The organism is Rhizobium sp. 05L429 (assembly GCF_056397645.1).
The window spans coordinates 116,886-135,352 of sequence record NZ_JBFTNV010000012.1 but is presented as its reverse complement, the minus strand read 5'-3'; the positions used below and the strand labels follow the sequence as shown (position 1 = coordinate 135,352).

The window sequence follows — 18,467 nt, the reverse complement described above, 5'->3', positions numbered from 1 at the left end:
ATGATTTTTTGACCCTGCGCCGCGAGATGCGGCATTGGGAGGAAATCATGAAATTGAAGACTGCACTTTTGAGTGCCACGATTCTGGCTGCCTGCATGTTCGGTTCGGCTTCGGCTGCCGGCCTGACCGTTGGCTTCTCGCAGATCGGCTCGGAATCGGGCTGGCGTGCGGCTGAAACGACCGTGACCAAGGAGCAGGCCAAGAAGCGCGGCATCGATCTGAAGTTTGCCGATGCGCAGCAGAAGCAGGAAAATCAGATCAAGGCACTGCGCTCGTTCATCGCTCAGGGCGTCGATGCCATTCTCGTTGCTCCTGTTGTCGAAACCGGCTGGGACGACGTTCTGAAGGAAGCCAAGGAAGCCAAGATTCCGGTCATCCTGCTCGACCGCACCATCAAGGCTCCTGATGATCTCTACCTGACGGCTGTTACCTCCGACCTGGTCCACGAAGGCAAGGTCGCCGGCGATTTCTTGGTCAAGACGGTCGGCGACAAGAAGTGCAATGTCGTCGAACTGCAGGGCACGACCGGTTCGTCGCCGGCCATCGCACGCAAGAAGGGCTTCGAAGAGGCCCTTGCCGGCCACGACAACCTGAAGATCGTTCGCAGCCAGACCGGTGACTTCACMCGCACCAAGGGCAAGGAAGTCATGGAAAGCTTCCTGAAGGCCGAGAATGGCGGCAAGGATATCTGCGCTCTCTACGCCCATAACGACGACATGGCCGTCGGCGCCATCCAGGCGATCAAGGAAGCCGGCCTGAAGCCCGGCAAGGATATCCTCGTCGTCTCCATCGACGCCRTGCCCGATATCTTCAAGGCCATGTCCGAGGGTGAGGCCAATGCCACGGTCGAGCTGACGCCGAACATGGCAGGCCCGGCCTTCGATGCGCTCGATGCCTACCTGAAGGACAAGAAGGCTCCGCCGAAGTGGATCCAGACCGAGTCCAAGCTCTACACGCCTGCCGACGACCCGATGAAGGTCTACGAAGAGAAGAAGGGTCAGGGTTACTGATTGAAGCTTGAACCGCACCGGTCCATCATGGACCGGTGCGGAACTGCCGGTACCAGCAGGGCGTCATGCCMGTTTTTCGTACAGGCGTAAGGCGCAATATCAGGAAACAGCAACCCTCATGGTTCACAATTTCGAGAATATTCTCGCAGCCGCCGGCATATCGAAATTCTTCCCCGGCGCCGTCGCCCTGGATAAGGTGGATTTCACGCTACGTCGGGGTGAGGTGCATGCGCTTCTCGGCGAAAACGGCGCCGGCAAATCGACGCTCATCAAGTGCATTACGGGTGCCTATCGCCGCGACGGCGGAAGCCTGACGCTGGAAGGTCACGAGATCGATCCGGCCGATACGCTGGCCGCCCAGAAGCTCGGCATCGGCACCGTCTACCAGGAGGTCAACCTCCTTTCCAATCTCAGCGTTGCGGAGAACCTCTTCCTCGGCCGCCAACCGAAGCGCTTCGGTATGATCGATGCCCGCACCATGAACAGAAATGCCCGTGAGCTTCTGGCAGGCTATGGCCTCGATATCGATGTAACCGCGCAACTCGACCGCTTCTCGGTCGCCGTCCAGCAGATCGTGGCGATCGCCCGGGCCGTCGATCTCTCCGGCAAGGTGCTCATCCTCGACGAGCCAACGGCAAGTCTCGATACGCATGAAGTCGAAATGCTCTTTGGTGTCATAAATGACTTGAAAAAGCGCGGATTAGGCATTGTCTTCATTACTCATTTTCTTGAACAGGTTTATGCAGTCAGCGACCGCATCACCGTGCTGCGCAATGGCCGGCTTGTCGGTACACATGAGGCAGCGGAACTGCCGCGGCAGAACCTGATCGCCATGATGCTCGGGCGCGAACTCGCCCAGACGGAACATGCTGCCAAAGAACGCACCATTGCCGCCGGCGAGGTCAAATATACGTTCGAGGGCTTTGGAAAACGCGGCAAGGTAAAACCCTTCGATCTCGAGGTCCGTGTCGGCGAAGTCGTCGGCATTGCCGGGCTTCTGGGCTCCGGGCGCACAGAGACCGCCGAACTCATGTTCGGCATCGAAAGCGCCGACAGCGGCGTCGCCAGGATCGATGGAGCGCCGGTAACGCTGTCGAGCCCGCGTGCCGCGATCGGCAAGGGCTTCGGCTTCTGCCCGGAAGATCGCAAGACGGATGGCATCATCGGCGACCTGTCGATCCGCGAGAATATCGCCCTTGCCCTGCAGGCCCGCCGAGGCTGGGCGCGACCGCTCTCTCGTACCGAACAGAACGCGATCGCTGACGAATACATCAGAGCGCTCGATATCCGCACGACCGACCGCGAGAAGCCGATCCGGCTGCTCTCAGGCGGCAATCAGCAGAAGGCGATCCTCGCCCGCTGGCTCGCAACCAATCCGGATTTCCTGATCCTCGACGAGCCGACCCGCGGCATCGATGTCGGTGCCCATGCCGAAATCATCAAGCTCATCGAGCAACTGTGCGCCAGGGGCATGTCGCTGATCGTCATCTCCTCCGAACTTGAGGAGCTGGTGGCCTACAGCTCGCGCGTCATCGTGCTGCGTGATCGCGAGCATATCGCTGAATTGACCGGCGAGCGCATTACCGCTGCCGGCATCGTCGACGCCATTGCGGCAGCCGACAAACGAACGGAGGACGCATGACTGCCTCGCTGAAGGTGCTGGGCTCTCGTCTTGCGCCGCAATTGATTGCGCTTCTGGTTGTTCTTCTTTTGAATTTCAGCTTCTTCCCGCAATTTCTTGATGTGATTGTTCAAAATGGGCGCCTCTATGGCAGCATCATCGACGTGCTCAATCGTGGGGCGCCCGTGGCGCTGTTGGCGATCGGCATGACGCTCGTKATCGCCACCAAAGGCATCGATCTCTCGGTTGGCGCTGTTATCGCAATCTGCGGTGCCGTTGCGGCCTCGTCGATCGTCGAAGGCCATTCGCTTGCTTATACTCTTGTACTGACCGTAGTTATCGGCCTTCTTTGCGGCGCCTGGAACGGCTTTCTCGTCTCCATCCTCAATATCCAGCCGATTATCGCGACACTTGTGCTCATGGTCGCCGGCCGCGGTATCGCTCAGCTCATTACGGAAGGCGTGATCATGACCTTCAACGATGACGGGCTGATCTTTCTCGGCAGCGGTTCCTTCGCCTTCCTACCCATGCCTGTCGTCATCTGGCTGATCGCTGGCCTGCTGGTCATTCTGCTGGTTCGCCGGACTGCGCTCGGCATGCTGATCGAGGCTGTCGGCATCAACAGACGCGCGAGCACGCTCTCGGGCGTACAGACGCCGGTGTTGCTGATGGCTGTCTATATGTTGAGTGGCCTCTGCGCTTCGATCGCCGGAATTATCGTCGCCGCCGACATCAAGGGGGCGGACGCCAACAATGCCGGCCTCTGGCTGGAGCTCGACGCTATCCTCGCCGTGGTCGTCGGCGGCAATTCGCTGCTTGGCGGCCGCTTCAGCATCATCGGTTCGCTGATCGGCGCCATGATCATCCAGGCGGTCAATACCGGCATTCTGCTTTCCGGTTTCCCGCCGGAGTTCAATCTCATCATCAAGGCGGTCATCATCATCGTCATTCTGGTCATCCAGTCGCCAGCGATGCAGTCGCTCGCCAACTTCTTCACTCGCCGGACGGACGCAGGGGGGCGCAAATGAATTCCAAATACCTGCCGCTCTTTGCGACCATCGTGATCTTCGTGCTCGCCTATGCGCTCTGCACTCTGCAATATCCGAACATCCTGTCGACGCGGGTCATCGGCAACCTACTGACTGACAATGCGTTTCTCGGCATTGCCGCCGTGGGCATGACCTTCGTCATCATCTCCGGCGGCATCGATCTATCCATCGGCTCAGTCATCGCCTTCACCGGCGTCTTCCTGGCCGTCATTCTGCAGAACACCAGCATCCACCCGCTGGCAGCCTTCGCGATCGTTCTCATCATCACCACGGCCTTCGGTGCGGTCATGGGCATGATCATCCACTTCCTGCAGATGCCGCCCTTCATCGTCACGCTCGCCGGCATGTTCCTGGCCCGCGGCATGGCCTATGTCCTGTCGATCGACAGCATTCCGATCAATCACGAATACTATTCCACGCTGACCAGCCTCTACTATCGGCTGCCAGGCGGCGGACGGCTGACGCTGATCGGCGGCATCATGCTCGTCGTCTTCGCAGCCGGCATCTTCATCGCCCACCGCACCCGCTTCGGAACCAATGTCTATGCGCTGGGCGGCGGTGTGCAGACGGCGCAGCTGATGGGTGTTCCGGTGGCACGCACGACGATTCAGATCTACGCCCTGTCGGGTTTCCTGGCGGGCCTATCCGGAATCGTTTTTTCCCTATACACGTCTGCCGGATATTCTCTTGCGGCGGTGGGCGTTGAACTGGATGCCATCGCAGCAGTCGTCATTGGAGGGACGCTGCTGACAGGAGGAGCGGGATTCGTGGCAGGGACCTTCATCGGTCTGCTGATCCAGGGGCTCATTCAGACTTACATCACCTTCGACGGTACGCTGTCGAGCTGGTGGACGAAGATCCTGATTGGCTTGCTGCTTTTTGCATTCATGGTGATGCAGAAAGCCATCCTTTTCCTTTCCAGTCTGAACAGGAGATATGGCTAGGGGGAGTGACGGATTGCGCAACAGACCGCTTGAAACCCGGAAGGCAGGGCGAAGAACCCGAACAAGCCACGCGCATGTCGTCGATGAACTCGGCCGGGCAATCGTTGCCGGCACCTATCCGGTCGGCACGATCCTGCCCGGCGACGGCGAGCTGGCACAGCGCTTCAAGGTCTCGCGCACGGTGCTGCGGGAAACGATGAAGACGCTCGCAGCCAAGGGCATGGTCGTTGCAAAGGCGCGCGTCGGCACGCGTGTGACGGAAAAGAACTTCTGGAACATGTTCGACACCGAAATCATCTCCTGGCATTTCGCCAACGGCGTCAACGAAGAATTCCTCCTGCAGCTCTACGACATCCGCCTTGCTTTCGAGCCCTTCGCAGCCGGTCTTGTGGCCGAGCGTGCGAATCCGGCCGAGATCGAATTACTGCGCGGCCTGGCGCTCGACATGGCCGCAAGCGATCACACGGCCGACAGTCTCGCGCTTGCCGACCTGCGCTTCCATCTCGCCGTTTCAGAAGTATCTCACAATCCCTTCATGCGCACGCTCGGTGGGCTGATCGAGGCAGCGCTCGTCGGCATGTTCCGCATGAGCACGCCGCCCTCGCAGAGTGGTTTCGCCAACATCGCCGAAACCCACATGCGCATCGTCGATGCCATCGCGGCAGGCAATACCGCAGCAGCGCGCAAGGCGATGGAGGATGTCATCGTCGAGGGCAGGGAGCACGTCCACGAAGCCTTCTCCGCGCTCGCCGAGCCAATCGTTTCCCTGCCGATTTCGTCTTTTTGAAGCCTCGCCTTGCTGCTATGAGCGGCAGAACAGCCGCCTAGCAATGGATTCTCGGAGTCTGCCATGGAACGCACCTGCCTTGCCGTCATTCTCGCCGCCGGCGACAGCACGCGAATGAAATCCGCAAAGTCGAAAGTGCTGCATGAGGTCKCCGGCAGGCCGATGATCGCCCATGTCGTCGATGCGGTGGCCGCGACCGGAATTTCCTCCGTCGCCCTGGTTGTCGGCCGCGATGCCGAAAAGGTGGCGAAGGCTGCCGATATCGGTGGCGTGAAGATCGAATCCTACCTGCAGGAACAGCGCCTCGGCACCGGTCACGCTGTTCTCGCCGCCCGCGAGGCGATTGCTGGAGGTTATGACGATATCCTCGTCACCTATGGCGATGTGCCGCTGCAGACGGCCGGCCCGTTGCTTGAAGCCCGCAAGGCGCTGGCCGAGGGCAGTGACATTGTCGTTATCGGTTTCCACACGGATCGCCCGACGGGCTATGGCCGCCTRCTCGTCAAGGACGGCGAGTTGATTGCCATCCGCGAGGAAAAGGATGCGACGGATGCCGAACGCGCAGTCACCTGGTGCAACAGCGGCCTGATGGCGATCAACGGCCGCAAGGCGCTCGATCTCCTGTCGCGCATCGGCAACAGCAATGCCAAGGGCGAATATTATCTGACCGACCTCGTCGAGATCGCCCGTTCGCTCGGCGGCCGCGTCACGGCCGTCGACGCGCCGGAAGTCGAGATGACCGGCTGCAACACCCGCGCCGAACTGGCTGACATCGAGCGTTTCTGGCAGCAGCGCCGTCGCCTCGAATTGATGTTGTCAGGCGTGACGATGATCGCCCCGGAAACGGTCTTTCTGTCCTACGACACGGTCATCGGCCAGGATGCGCTGATCGAGCCGAACGTCGTCTTCGGCCCGGGCGCCGTCATCGATAGCGGAGCGGTCATTCATGCCTTCTCGCATATCGAAGGCGCCCATGTCAGCGAAGGTGCGACCGTCGGTCCATTTGCGCGTCTGCGTCCGGGTGCCGATCTCTCGGCCGGTTCCAAGGTCGGTAATTTCTGCGAAGTCAAGAACGGCAAGATTGGCGAGGGCGCCAAGGTCAACCACCTGACCTATATCGGCGACGCCGTCATCGGATCCGGCACCAATATCGGCGCGGGCGCAATCACCTGCAATTATGACGGGGTGAACAAGTTCGAGACTGTTATCGGCAAGGATGCCTTCATCGGCTCTAACTCTTCGCTGGTTGCCCCCGTTACGATCGGCGACAACGCCTATATCGCCTCCGGCAGTGTGATCACCGCAGACGTACCAGCCGAGGCGCTCGCTTTCGGCCGTGCCCGGCAGGAGATCAAGCCTGAGCGGGCCAAGCTGCTGCGCGAACGCGCGCTTGCCATCAAGGCGGCCAAGAAGGCCAAATCCTGAGCCTTCTTCCGTAACGGGCGGAAACCGAAAGTGACCGCCGTACCAATTGAGAAATAAGCGAGAATCGCTAGGAGTGGCCTCAAGATTGAAGCCCGAGGGGAAGTTTGCATGTGCGGAATTGTTGGGATCGTCGGAAATGCGCCGGTTTCGGGCCGTCTTGTCGATGCGCTGAAGCGGCTGGAATACCGCGGTTACGATTCCGCTGGCGTCGCCACCATCCATGAGGGCGTCATGGATCGCCGTCGCGCCGAGGGCAAGCTCTTCAATCTGGAAAAGCGCCTCGACAGCGAGCCGCTGCCGGGAACGACCGGCATTGCCCACACACGCTGGGCAACCCACGGCGTGCCGAACGAGACCAACGCCCATCCACATTTCGTCGAAGGCGTCGCCGTCGTCCATAACGGCATCATCGAGAATTTCTCCGAGCTGCGCGACGAGCTGAGCCACGACGGCGCAGTCTTCCAGAGCCAGACCGATACGGAAGTCGTCGCCCACCTGATGGCCAAGTATCTGCGTGAGGGCCTGTCGCCACGCGAAGCCATGCTGAAGATGCTGAACCGCGTCACCGGCGCCTATGCGCTGGCCGTGATGCTGAAGAGCGACGCCGACACGATCATGGCAGCCCGCTCCGGCCCGCCGCTTGCAATTGGTTACGGCAAAGGCGAAATGTTCCTGGGCTCGGATGCCATCGCACTGTCGCCCTTCACCAACGAGATCACCTATCTCGTTGACGGCGACTGGGCGATCATCACCCGCGACAGCGCGACCGTGCTCGATTTCTCCGGCAAGGTGGTCAAGCGCCCGCGGCAGATTTCCCAGGCGACCGCCTATGTGGTCGACAAAGGCAATCACCGCCATTTCATGGAAAAGGAAATCTACGAGCAGCCGGAGGTCATCTCCCACGCGCTCAGCCATTACGTGGATTTCGCTGCCAATACGATCAGCCCGAACKCATCCGCCATCGATTTCAAGGCGGCGACCGGTCTTGCGATCTCCGCCTGCGGCACAGCCTATCTCGCCGGCCTGATCGGCAAATACTGGTTCGAGCGTTACGCCCGCTTGCCGGTCGAAATCGACGTCGCCTCGGAGTTCCGCTATCGCGAAATGCCGCTGCAGCCCTCGCAGGCAGCCCTCTTCATTTCCCAGTCGGGCGAAACAGCCGATACGCTGGCATCGCTCCGTTACTGCAAGGAAAACGGCCTGAAGATCGGCGCCGTCGTGAACGTGCGGGAATCGACCATCGCCCGCGAATCCGATGCCGTCTTCCCGATCATGGCCGGGCCCGAAATCGGCGTCGCCTCCACCAAGGCCTTCACCTGCCAGCTTGCCGTGCTTGCATCGCTGGCAATCGGCGCCGGCCGCGCCCGCGGCACGATCAGCGCCGAAGACGAAAAGGCGATGGTGCGCCACCTGGCCGAAATGCCGCGCATCATGAGCCGCGTCGTCAATCTCATCCAGCCGCAGATGGAGGCTTTGTCGCGTGAACTCTCCAAATGCAAGGACGTGCTCTATCTCGGCCGCGGCACCAGCTTCCCGCTTGCCATGGAAGGCGCGCTGAAGCTCAAGGAAATCTCCTACATCCACGCGGAAGGTTATGCCGMCGGCGAGCTGAAGCATGGGCCGATTGCGCTCATCGATGAGAACATGCCCGTTATCGTCATCGCGCCCTATGACCGCTTCTTCGAGAAGACCGTCTCCAACATGCAGGAGGTCGCAGCCCGCGGCGGCCGCATCATCTTCATCACCGATGAGGCCGGTGCCGCCGCTTCGAAGCTGCCGACCATGGCGACGATCACCCTCCCCAATGTCGATGAGATCATCGCACCGATGATCTTCTCCCTGCCGATCCAGTTGCTGGCCTACCATACGGCAGTCTTCATGGGCACGGACGTCGACCAGCCGCGCAACCTCGCAAAATCGGTGACTGTGGAGTAAGTCCCGAGGGGCTGAAACCTGTTGTGCGAAAAGGCGAATTCTGGCAGTTTTGTGCCTGCGGACACAGGGGGAAGGCCGGTGACCCGGCCTGTCTGAAGACTGAAACGGAGTTCATCAAAAAAGATGACCGAGAAGGCTCCCCGAGTGCCGGTCGCAATGCGGCTGAGGAATAATTTTCTCGCCGGCCTGATCATCTGCGCACCGATCGCAATCACCATCTGGTTGACCTGGACCTTCATCCATTGGTCGGACAGCTGGGTGCGGCCCTATATTCCAGCGCGCTGGAATCCCGAGAGCTATCTGAACTTCGCCATTCCCGGTTTCGGCCTGCTGACTGCGGTGATCCTGATCACCATCGTCGGCTTCCTCGGCAAAAACCTCATCGGCCAGAGCATCGTTCGTTTCGGCGAATCCGTCGTCCAACGCATGCCGCTGGTCCGCACTGTCTACAGAAGCGTGAAGCAAATCTTCGAGACGGTGCTGAAGGAGCAGTCGAATTCCTTCAAGAAGGTCGGCCTCATCGAATATCCGGGGCCAGGTCTCTGGGCGCTTATCTTTATCGCTACCGATGCCAAGGGCGAAATCGCTTCGAAATTCAATGCGATGGGGCAGGATATGGTCACCGTCTTTTTGCCGCCTACACCCGTGCCGACGGCAGGTTTCCTCATCTTCGTGCCGCGCGAGAAGATCGTCATGCTCGACATGAGCCCGGAGGATGCGGCCAAGTTCCTGATATCAGGCGGCCTCGTCGCCCCGGAACATCTTCCGGTCGTGCGACCCAAGCCGATGGTGCTTTCCAAGGTTGACTAGCCGGCCCTGAGGAACCGTATCGCTTCGTCGCGGCGGAAGAGGTAGAGCAACGTACGCACGGCCTCGCCACGCTCGCTCGTCAGGTCCGGATCGCGCTCGATCAGATAGGCCGCATCCTTACGGGCGATTTCCAGCAAATCAGCATGTGCCTCGATACTGGCGATACGGAACCCAGGCGTGCCTGACTGTCGCGTCCCGAGAATTTCGCCTTCGCCGCGCAGTTTCAAATCTTCTTCGGCAATCCGGAAACCGTCTTCCGTATCGCGCATGATGGAAAGCCGCGAGTGACCCGTCTCGCCGAGCGGCCCTTTGTAGAGCAGGATGCAGGTGGACGCCTCGTCACCACGCCCGACACGGCCGCGAAGCTGGTGCAGCTGCGCCAGCCCGAAGCGCTCGGCATGTTCGATCACCATGATCGTTGCATCCGGCACGTCGACGCCGACTTCGACGACGGTCGTCGCCACCAGCAGCCGCAATTCGCCGCTCTTGAAGGCGAGCATGATGGCATCCTTCTCAGGCCCGCTCATGCGTCCGTGAATGAGGCCGATGCCCGGGCCGAGCGCCGAGACGAGCGTCGCGTGCCGCTCCTCCACCGACATCAGATCGACTTCTTCGGATTCCTCGACTAGCGGGCAGATCCAATAGGCCTTCTTGCCCTCCGACAATGCGCTCTTCAGCCTGCCGACAATCTCTCCGGTCCGCTCGGTCGGCACGGTGATAGTGGTGATAGGCTTTCGCCCGGCTGGCTTCTCGGTGAGCTTCGAAACGTCCATGTCGCCAAAGGCTGCCAGCACCAATGTGCGCGGGATCGGCGTTGCCGTCATGACCAGCATATGCGGTGAGATGCCCTTTGCCGTCAGCCTCAGCCGCTGGTGCACGCCGAAACGGTGCTGCTCGTCGACGACAGCCAGCATCAGGTTCTTGTAGTTGACGCTGTCCTGGAAGAGCGCATGCGTGCCGATAATGATCTGCGCTTCGCCGGACGCAATGCGATCGAGAATATCCTCGCGCTCGCGGCCCTTTGTACGACCGGTCAGCACTTCGACGCCGAGACCGGCTGCGGCCGCGAATTTCGAAATCGTCGCATGATGCTGGCGAGCGAGGATTTCCGTTGGCGCCATCAGCACGGCCTGTCCGCCACTTTCGATCACCGCCGCCATCGACATCAGCGCCACCAGCGTCTTGCCGGAGCCGACATCGCCCTGCAGCAGCCGCAGCATGCGCTCTTCGCCGGCCATATCCTGCAGGACGTCGGCAACGGCTTCGGTCTGGCTGCGCGTCGGCGAAAAGGGCAAGCTCTGCAGTATTTTGCCGCTGATGTCTCCGGTTGCGTGGACCGGCTGCCCGGCGACCTTGCGCAGCCTCTGGCGCACAAGCGCCAATGACAGCTGGCCGGCGAGGAACTCGTCATAGGCAAGCCTGCGGCGGGAAGGGGTCTGCGGATCTATATCAGACGTATCCCGCGGCTCGTGCAGCATATGGAAGCTGTCGCGGATGGATGGCAGGCCCTGCTTTTGGGCTAGCGCAAGATCGATCCATTCCGGCAGCTCCGGCATGCGCGGCAATGCCGCCTCGATGATCTTGCGCAGGGTCTTCGGAGAAAGCCCCGCCGTCAGCGGATAGATCGGCTCGACCAGCGGCAGGTTCTCGCCTTCGCTTGCCTTGACGATATAGTCCGGATGCACCATCGAAGCGCGGCCGTTGAACCAGTCGACCTTGCCGCTGACGGTCACTTCCTCGTCGATCGGCAACTGCTTTTCCAGCCACGCCGCCTGACCACGGAAGAAGACGAGCGTCAGCTCGCCGGTCTCGTCATGCAGGAAGACCCGGTAGGGAACGTTGCGATTGCCGCGCGGCGGCGCCTGATGCCGGTCGACACGCGCCGTGATCGTCACGATCGCTCCTTGTGGCGCGCGCGCGATCCCCGGCTGGTTGCGCCGGTCGATCAGTGAATGGGGCGCGTGGAACAGCAGGTCGATGACCCGGCAATCGTCCGGTGTCTCGCGTCCGAGCAGCTTGACGAAAAGCTCCGAGATCTTCGGGCCGACGCCCGGAAGGCCCGAAACGGGAGAAAACAGCGGGTCGAGAATGGCGGGGCGCATGGGCGTCAAAATGCGATGAACAATAGGGCCTTGGCAAGGCTGACAAGCCGCTTTCGAGGGTCTATAGAGGCGCATCAACAAGGAAGGTGATGCCATGACAGGAGTAACGCTCACGAGCGCCGGTCTCGATCCCCGACGCCGCCGGATTCTGTTCCGCTGCTGGCATCGCGGCATCAGAGAGATGGACCTTGTCTTCGGCCAATTCGCCGAAAATGAACTTCCCACCATGAGCGAAGCCGAGCTCGACGAGTTCGAGACGATCATGGCCGAAGAAGACAACGACCTCGTGCGCTGGATCATGGGAACCTGGCCGACGCCAGAGCATTTACAGACGCCCATGTTTGCCCGCATTGCCGCCTACAAACCCGATTTCGAGACCCCCAGGAAGCCGGAATGATCCCAGGTTTTGATGCCAGGAAGCTCGCAGCCGCCGCCGAGCCGCTGACGATCGGCAACGTGCCTGCGGGCATGGAGCCGCTGCTGCTTGCCGAGCTCGCCCGCAKCGGCGAACCCGTCGCCTATGTGCTGTCGGACGGTCACCGCATGGCCGATCTGGAACAGATGCTGGGCTTCGTCGCTCCCGATATCCCGGTTCTGACGCTGCCGGCTTGGGACTGTCTTCCCTATGACCGCGTCTCGCCGAGCGCCGATACCTCGGCACGGCGCCTCGCGGCACTTTCCGGCCTGATCGCACACCGCAAGAAGCCGCATGCGGCAATCGTGCTGGTGACGGCCAATGCCATGCTGCAGAAGGTGGCGCCGCAGGATATCATCGAAAGCCTGACCTTCTCGGCGCGCCCCGGCAATCAGGTGCGCATGGAGGATATCGCCGGCCGGCTGGAGCGCAACGGCTTCGAACGCGTAGCAACGGTGCGCGAGGTCGGCGAATATGCCGTGCGCGGCGGTATTCTCGATGTCTTCGTGCCTGGCTCGGAAGAACCGGTCCGCTTGGATTTCTTCGGCGATACGCTGGAATCGATCCGCAGTTTCGATCCGGCAAGCCAGCGCACGATCGGCCAGGTGCGTTCCCTTGATCTCAATCCGATGAGCGAAGTGACGCTGACGCCGGATACGATCAGCCGTTTCCGCAAGAACTACCTCTCCACCTTTGGCGCCACCACCCGCGACGATGCGCTCTACCTGGCCGTTTCCGAAGGTCGCCGCTATCCAGGCATGGAACACTGGCTGCCGCTTTTCTACGAGAAGCTGGATACGGTGTTTGATTACCTCTCCGGCTTCCGCGTCGTCACCGATCACACGGTGCGTGAAGCGGCCGAAGAGCGCTCCAAGCTCGTCTACGACTATTATGATGCACGCCTGAATTCCGGCCAGCCGGCCAAGGGCCAGATGGCGCAGGGCACGCCCTATAAGCCGGTCTCCCCCGGCCAGCTCTATCTCGACAGCAAGATCTTCGCGCACACGCTTGATGCGATCAACGCTATCAGGGTGTCGCCTTTCAACGAGCATGAGGGCGAGGCACGCCGCGTCGTCAATCTCGATGCGCGTCAGGGGCCGCGCTGGGCTCGCTCCAATGCCGAAGGTGGCGGCGATGCCGAACGCGTCAACGTCTTCGACGTCGTTGTCAAACATATTGCCGACAAGCGCGCCGGCGGCGCAAAGGTCGTCATTACCGCCTGGACCGAGGGTTCGCTCGAGCGCCTGCTACAGGTGCTGAACGAACACGGTCTCGAGCGGGTCAAGCCGATCACCGCGCTGAAGGATCTCGGCGGCCTGGCAAAGGGTGAGGCGGCAGCGGCTGTATTCAGCCTCGAATCCGGTTTCGAGTCTGGCGATCTCATCGTCATCGGCGAACAGGATATTCTCGGCGACCGCATGGTGCGCCGCTCCCGCCGCCGGAAACGCGCGGCAGATTTCATCTCCGAAGTCGCCGGCCTCGACGAAGGTTCGATTGTCGTCCACGCCGAACACGGCATTGGCCGTTTCGTCGGCCTTCGCACCATCGAGGCGGCCGGTGCGCCGCATGCCTGCCTCGAGCTGCAATATGCCGACGATGCCAAGCTCTTTCTGCCGGTCGAAAACATCGATCTCCTGTCGCGGTTCGGCGGCGAGGGCACGGAAGTGCAGCTCGACAAGCTCGGCGGTGGCGCATGGCAGATGCGCAAGGCCAAGCTCAAGAAACGGCTGCTGGATATGGCCGATGCGCTGATCCGCATCGCCGCCGAGCGCCTGACGCGCCATGCACCGGTTCTGACGACGCCGGAAGGGCTCTACGACGAATTTGCCGCCCGTTTCCCCTATGACGAAACCGAAGATCAGGAAAACGCCATCGAGGCTGTGCGGGGCGATCTCGGCGCCGGCCGGCCGATGGATCGCCTCATCTGCGGCGACGTGGGCTTCGGCAAAACCGAGGTTGCACTGCGTGCCGCCTTCGTCGCTGCCATGAACGGCGTTCAGGTCGCCGTCGTCGTGCCCACCACACTGCTCTCCCGCCAGCATTTCAAGACCTTTTCAGAGCGCTTCCGTGGTCTGCCTATCCGCATCCAGCAGGCCTCACGCCTCGTCGGCTCCAAGGATCTGGCGCTCACGAAAAAGGAAGTGGCCGACGGCAAGACTGACATCGTCGTCGGCACCCATGCGCTGCTCGGCGCCGGCATCAACTTCGCCAATCTCGGCCTGCTGATCATCGATGAGGAGCAGCATTTCGGCGTCAAGCATAAGGAGCGCCTGAAGGAGCTGAAAAGCGACGTGCATGTGCTGACGCTCTCGGCGACGCCGATCCCGCGTACACTGCAGCTTGCCATGACGGGAGTGCGTGAACTCTCGCTCATCACCACGCCGCCGGTCGACCGCATGGCGGTGCGCACCTTCATCTCGCCCTTTGACAGCCTCGTCATCCGCGAAACGTTGATGCGTGAGCATTATCGCGGCGGCCAGAGCTTCTATGTCTGCCCGCGCCTTGCCGATCTGGAGGATGTGCACGCCTTCCTGCAGTCCGATGTGCCGGAGTTGAAGGTCGCCGTCGCCCACGGCCAGATGCCGGCCGGCGAGCTGGAAGACATCATGAATGCCTTCTACGAGGGCCGTTACGATGTCCTGCTCTCGACCACCATCGTCGAATCCGGCCTCGACGTGCCGACGGCCAATACGCTGATCGTCCACCGCGCCGATATGTTCGGCCTGGCGCAGCTCTACCAGCTGCGCGGTCGTGTCGGCCGTTCGAAAGTGCGCGCCTTCGCGCTCTTCACGCTGCCGGTCAACAAGGTGCTGACGGCGACCGCCGAGCGCCGCCTCAAGGTGTTGCAGTCGCTGGATACGCTCGGCGCTGGCTTCCAGCTCGCAAGCCACGACCTCGATATCCGCGGGGCCGGCAACCTGCTCGGCGAGGAGCAATCCGGCCACATCAAGGAAGTCGGTTTCGAGCTGTAYCAGCAGATGCTGGAAGAGGCGGTCGCCGAGGTGAAGGGTGTCGACGAGATCCAGGATACCGGCTGGTCGCCGCAGATATCCGTCGGCACGACCGTGATGATCCCGGAAGGTTACGTGCCCGACCTGCACCTGCGCATGGCGCTCTACCGCCGCCTCGGCGAAGTGACCGAGCTCAAGGAAATCGATGGCTTCGGTGCCGAGATGATCGACCGCTTCGGCCCAATGCCGGTGGAGGTCCAGCACCTGCTGAAGATCGTCTATATCAAGTCGCTCTRCCGTACCGCCAATGTCGAGAAGCTCGATGCCGGCCCAAAGGGCGTCGTCGTGCAGTTCCGCAACAAGGAATTCCCGAACCCGGCCAATCTCGTCGGTTATATCGGCAAGCAGGGTGCGATGGCGAAGATCCGCCCCGACCACAGCCTGTTCCTGACACGCGACCTGCCGACCCCGGAAAAGCGCCTGCAAGGTGCAGCCGTCATCATGACGCAGCTTGCGGAACTCGCGAAAAACTAAGGGCAGCCCGGCGAAAACCGGACTGCCCGACTGAAGGCGTGGTTCTGATGGCAGGCGGCGTCAGTTCATCCCGGCGCGTGCTTCGGCCTTTGCTGCGGCAATTTCCCTGAGGGCGCCTGCCAGCACATCCGGCGTCTGAGCACCGCTGACGGCGTACTGCTGGTCGAAGATGAAGAACGGCACGCCATTGACGCCCATGCGCTGCGCTGCGTCGATTTCCGAGAGGATGACGCTGCCGTCGGCGTCCGAAGCGAACAGGGCGGCAATGACGGAGCGCTGCAGGCCTGCCTTCTCGGCAATAGCGAGCAGCACTTCATGATCGCCGACATTGCGGCCTTCCTCGAAATTGGCCTTGAAGAGCGCCGAGACGACTGCCTCCTGCTTCTGCCGGTCCTCGACACCAGCCCAGTGGATCAGCCGGTGCGCGTCGAGCGTGTTCGGTCCGATCTTGATGGCCTCGAAATTGAAGTTGATGCCGACGTCGCGGCCATAGCCGGTCAGCATCTTGTGCGCCTCAGCCACGCGTTCGGCGCCACCGAGTTTCTGCTCCAGCATCTTCTTCTGGTCGACGCCTTCGGGCGGATAATCCGGGTTGAGGCGGTAAGGGCGCCAATTGATATCGACGCCGATTTCATCCTGCACCTCGGCGATCGCCAGCTCCAACCGCGCCTTGCCGAGATAGCACCAGGGGCAGACGACATCGGAGACAACGTCGATGGTGATGCGTTCCATTGTGATTCCTTGTTTTGCCATCCCTCAATGACGGTTGGCTCGATCGCATAGAAGATGTTTTCGACGATCTTTAGAGGAAGGCCGAGGCAAGAGAAAGGAAATAGAACGGTGCGCCTGATGATGTGATTACTGCGCGCTCGTATCCCACCAGGTCTGCAGCTGATAGCCGTAGAGCGGGACGGCGTCGGGATGGCCGATGCGCTTGTTGCGCGCCACCCATTGCTGGTCGACGTGGTATAGGGGCAGCACATAATGGTTGGAGAGCAGCAGCCGGTCGTAGGAGCGCACGGATGCGGTGAAATCCTCGGCAGAGCGTGCCCGCAAGAGATGGTCGATCAGCGTATCGAGATTGGGATCGTTGGCCCCGGCGAAGCTGTCCGTGCCTTCACGCGTACGTGCAGCCGAAGACCACCGACCGAGCTGCTCGTTGCCGGGCGACAGTGACGAGGTATAGCTCTTCATGATCACGTCGTAGTCGAACGTGTTCGTCCGGCTCTGATACTGCGAATCGTCAACGGTCCGGATCGAGGCTGCAACGCCGATCGTCTGCAGCGAGCGCTGATAGGCGACAGCAAGTTTTTCCTGGTCGGGATTCTGCGTCATGATCTCGAAGACAAGCGGCTTGCCGCTTGCATCGACCATCTTGCCGTTCTTGATCGTATATCCCGCTTCCTTGAGGATATCGACCGCCTGTTTCAGCACCTTGCGGTCGCGTCCTGAGCCGTCGGTCACCGGCAGCTTGTAACTGCCGTCGAGAATGGCGGGATCGATATGGTCCTTGATCGGTCCAAGCAGCGCCAGTTCACTGGCATCCGCCGGCACGCCGAAGCTTGAGAGGTCAGAGTTTTGCCAGAAGCTCTGCGTGCGTTTGTAGGCATCGGAATAGAGATTCTTGTTGGCCCATTCGAAGTCGAAGACCAGCGACAGGCCCTCGCGCACCTTGATGTCAGCAAATATCGGCCGACGCGTATTGAAGACGAAGCCCAGCATGCCGCTTGGCAGTTTTGGCTCGAACACATCCTTCAGGACGGAGCCTGACGTGGCGGCCGGGAAATCGTAGGCATTGGCCCAGTGCCCGGGATTGCCGTCAAGGTAAAGGTCGATGTCGCCTTTCTTGAAGGACTCGAACAGTGTCGTATCCTGCAGGAAATACTGCACGCTGATCTGATCATAATTGTCCATGCCGACCTTGGCTGGAATATCCTTGCCCCAATAGTTCGGATCACGCTCGTATGTGATGCTCTCGCCGGGCTTGAGGCTTTTCACTTTATAGGGGCCGGATCCAACAGGCGGCGTCAGGGTCGTGCGATCGAATGTTTCGGCATTGATCACATGCTTCGGCAGGACCGGAAACAGGCCGAAGATCAGCGGTGTTTCGCGATCGGCCTTGTCGTTGAAGGTGAAACGCACGCTGTGTTCGCCGACCTTTTCCATCTTGGAAACAACATCGAGGCGTCTGGAAAATGGCGGACGACCTTTGTCGCGTAGCAGCTCGAAGGAGAAGATGACATCCTCCGGCGTCACAGGCTGTCCATCCGACCATTTGGCCCTTGGATTAAGATTGAACTGAAGAAAGGTGCGATCCTCGTCCCATTCCACAGTTTCCGCCAGCAGGCCGTAAAGCGTGAAAGGCTCGTCACTGGAGCGTTGCAGCAGCGCCTCATAGACAAGATTGCCGAACTGCGGGTCCCACATGCCACGCGCCGTTGTCCGGTTGCTCTTGATGATGAAGGGATTCAGGTTGTCGAATGTGCCGACCACGCCATAGGTGATTTTCCCGCCCTTTTTCACGTCGGGATTGACGTAAGGGAAGTTCTTGTAATCGGCAGGCAACGCCGGCGCACCGTGCATGGCGATACCATGCACTGGGTCCGCGGCGACGGCACCGGCGACAAGGATGAAAGCGGCGAGAATGGCGATCCGGAGCATTGCTGAAATTCCTTGATGCACGGCAATGGGCACGATTCGCCGGAAGGGTAGCATGAGAGCACGCAATTCCAACCGCGACCGCCGCTTTCTTTACCTATGTGCCAAAATGCCCGCGAAATTGCCAAAGAAATGCTGGATATCTTCAACGCTGCGATGTAACACGTGACCCGAAGTTTTGGGGTCATGCATTTGCCTTATTTTTTTAAGAGGTGGAGTGCCGAAC

Annotated in this window: 13 protein-coding genes; 10 read left to right on the top strand and 3 right to left on the bottom strand. The window is 60.8% G+C overall.

The features are described 5' to 3' along the window. Nucleotides 1-47: 47 nt before the first annotated feature. The 8 genes from ytfQ to AC1DNW_RS15110 all read left to right on the top strand — a co-directional run bounded on the left by ytfQ (nt 48) and on the right by AC1DNW_RS15110 (nt 9,581). The gene (gene ytfQ / locus AC1DNW_RS15145; protein WP_477853344.1) at nt 48-1,010 is read left to right on the top strand and encodes a galactofuranose ABC transporter, galactofuranose-binding protein YtfQ; all 963 of its coding nucleotides are present in this window, start codon (nt 48-50) and stop codon (nt 1,008-1,010) included. A 118-nt stretch (nt 1,011-1,128) separates the two neighbouring features. Further along, nucleotides 1,129-2,652, top strand: coding sequence for a galactofuranose ABC transporter, ATP-binding protein YtfR (gene ytfR / locus AC1DNW_RS15140; protein ID WP_113310110.1), 1,524 nt, complete (start codon nt 1,129-1,131; stop codon nt 2,650-2,652). Further along, a complete protein-coding gene (locus AC1DNW_RS15135; protein ID WP_113310109.1) occupies nt 2,649-3,659 on the top strand; it encodes an ABC transporter permease in 1,011 nt (336 codons plus the stop codon). Before ytfR ends, AC1DNW_RS15135 begins: the two co-directional genes overlap by 4 nt. Further along, nucleotides 3,656-4,624 carry a galactofuranose ABC transporter, permease protein YjfF gene (yjfF, locus tag AC1DNW_RS15130; RefSeq protein WP_113295567.1) on the top strand — a complete coding sequence of 323 codons (969 nt, stop codon included), beginning with the start codon at nt 3,656-3,658 and terminating at the stop codon, nt 4,622-4,624. Before AC1DNW_RS15135 ends, yjfF begins: the two co-directional genes overlap by 4 nt. Nucleotides 4,625-4,637: 13 nt before the next feature. Beyond that, on the top strand, nt 4,638-5,411 hold the full coding sequence (locus AC1DNW_RS15125) for a FadR/GntR family transcriptional regulator (RefSeq protein WP_113310108.1): 774 nt from the start codon (nt 4,638-4,640) through the stop codon (nt 5,409-5,411). A gap of 63 nt (nt 5,412-5,474) precedes the next feature. Continuing rightward, nucleotides 5,475-6,836 (top strand): bifunctional UDP-N-acetylglucosamine diphosphorylase/glucosamine-1-phosphate N-acetyltransferase GlmU, encoded by a 1,362-nt coding sequence (glmU, locus tag AC1DNW_RS15120; protein WP_477853342.1) that lies wholly within the window; start codon nt 5,475-5,477, stop codon nt 6,834-6,836. A gap of 108 nt (nt 6,837-6,944) precedes the next feature. Further along, on the top strand, nt 6,945-8,771 hold the full coding sequence (gene glmS, locus AC1DNW_RS15115) for a glutamine--fructose-6-phosphate transaminase (isomerizing) (protein WP_477853341.1): 1,827 nt from the start codon (nt 6,945-6,947) through the stop codon (nt 8,769-8,771). Between the two features lie 123 nt (nt 8,772-8,894). Continuing rightward, nucleotides 8,895-9,581 (top strand): DUF502 domain-containing protein, encoded by a 687-nt coding sequence (locus tag AC1DNW_RS15110; RefSeq protein ID WP_113295563.1) that lies wholly within the window; start codon nt 8,895-8,897, stop codon nt 9,579-9,581. Here AC1DNW_RS15110 and recG read toward each other — a convergent pair. Further along, complete coding sequence (gene recG / locus AC1DNW_RS15105) at nt 9,578-11,683, bottom strand: ATP-dependent DNA helicase RecG (RefSeq protein WP_113310106.1); 2,106 nt, start codon at nt 11,681-11,683, stop codon at nt 9,578-9,580. The genes AC1DNW_RS15110 and recG overlap by 4 nt on opposite strands. A gap of 94 nt (nt 11,684-11,777) precedes the next feature. Between recG and AC1DNW_RS15100 the strand changes: the two genes are divergently transcribed. Next, a complete protein-coding gene (locus tag AC1DNW_RS15100; RefSeq protein WP_113295561.1) occupies nt 11,778-12,080 on the top strand; it encodes an FAD assembly factor SdhE in 303 nt (100 codons plus the stop codon). Further along, nucleotides 12,077-15,583 carry a transcription-repair coupling factor gene (gene mfd, locus AC1DNW_RS15095; protein ID WP_477853338.1) on the top strand — a complete coding sequence of 1,169 codons (3,507 nt, stop codon included), beginning with the start codon at nt 12,077-12,079 and terminating at the stop codon, nt 15,581-15,583. The genes AC1DNW_RS15100 and mfd overlap by 4 nt, the downstream gene beginning before the upstream one ends. A gap of 60 nt (nt 15,584-15,643) precedes the next feature. Here the strand turns inward: mfd and AC1DNW_RS15090 are convergent, their stop codons facing one another. After that, entirely contained in the window at nt 15,644-16,315 is a 672-nt protein-coding gene (locus AC1DNW_RS15090) for a DsbA family oxidoreductase (protein ID WP_113310104.1), read from the bottom strand. A gap of 126 nt (nt 16,316-16,441) precedes the next feature. Continuing rightward, nucleotides 16,442-18,244, bottom strand: a complete 1,803-nt coding sequence (locus AC1DNW_RS15085; protein ID WP_113310103.1) for an extracellular solute-binding protein — start codon at nt 18,242-18,244, stop codon at nt 16,442-16,444. Nucleotides 18,245-18,467 lie beyond the last annotated feature (223 nt).

What these genes read in the sequence shown, in the direction of transcription:
- recG (WP_113310106.1), bottom strand. Translation starts at nt 11,683, where the DNA reads ATGCGCCCCGCCATTCTCGACCCGCTGTTTTCTCCCGTTTCGGGCCTT.
- AC1DNW_RS15100 (WP_113295561.1), top strand. Translation starts at nt 11,778, where the DNA reads ATGACAGGAGTAACGCTCACGAGCGCCGGTCTCGATCCCCGACGCCGC.
- yjfF (WP_113295567.1), top strand. Translation starts at nt 3,656, where the DNA reads ATGAATTCCAAATACCTGCCGCTCTTTGCGACCATCGTGATCTTCGTG.
- AC1DNW_RS15085 (WP_113310103.1), bottom strand. Translation starts at nt 18,244, where the DNA reads ATGCTCCGGATCGCCATTCTCGCCGCTTTCATCCTTGTCGCCGGTGCC.
- ytfR (WP_113310110.1), top strand. Translation starts at nt 1,129, where the DNA reads ATGGTTCACAATTTCGAGAATATTCTCGCAGCCGCCGGCATATCGAAA.
- AC1DNW_RS15110 (WP_113295563.1), top strand. Translation starts at nt 8,895, where the DNA reads ATGACCGAGAAGGCTCCCCGAGTGCCGGTCGCAATGCGGCTGAGGAAT.
- AC1DNW_RS15090 (WP_113310104.1), bottom strand. Translation starts at nt 16,315, where the DNA reads ATGGAACGCATCACCATCGACGTTGTCTCCGATGTCGTCTGCCCCTGG.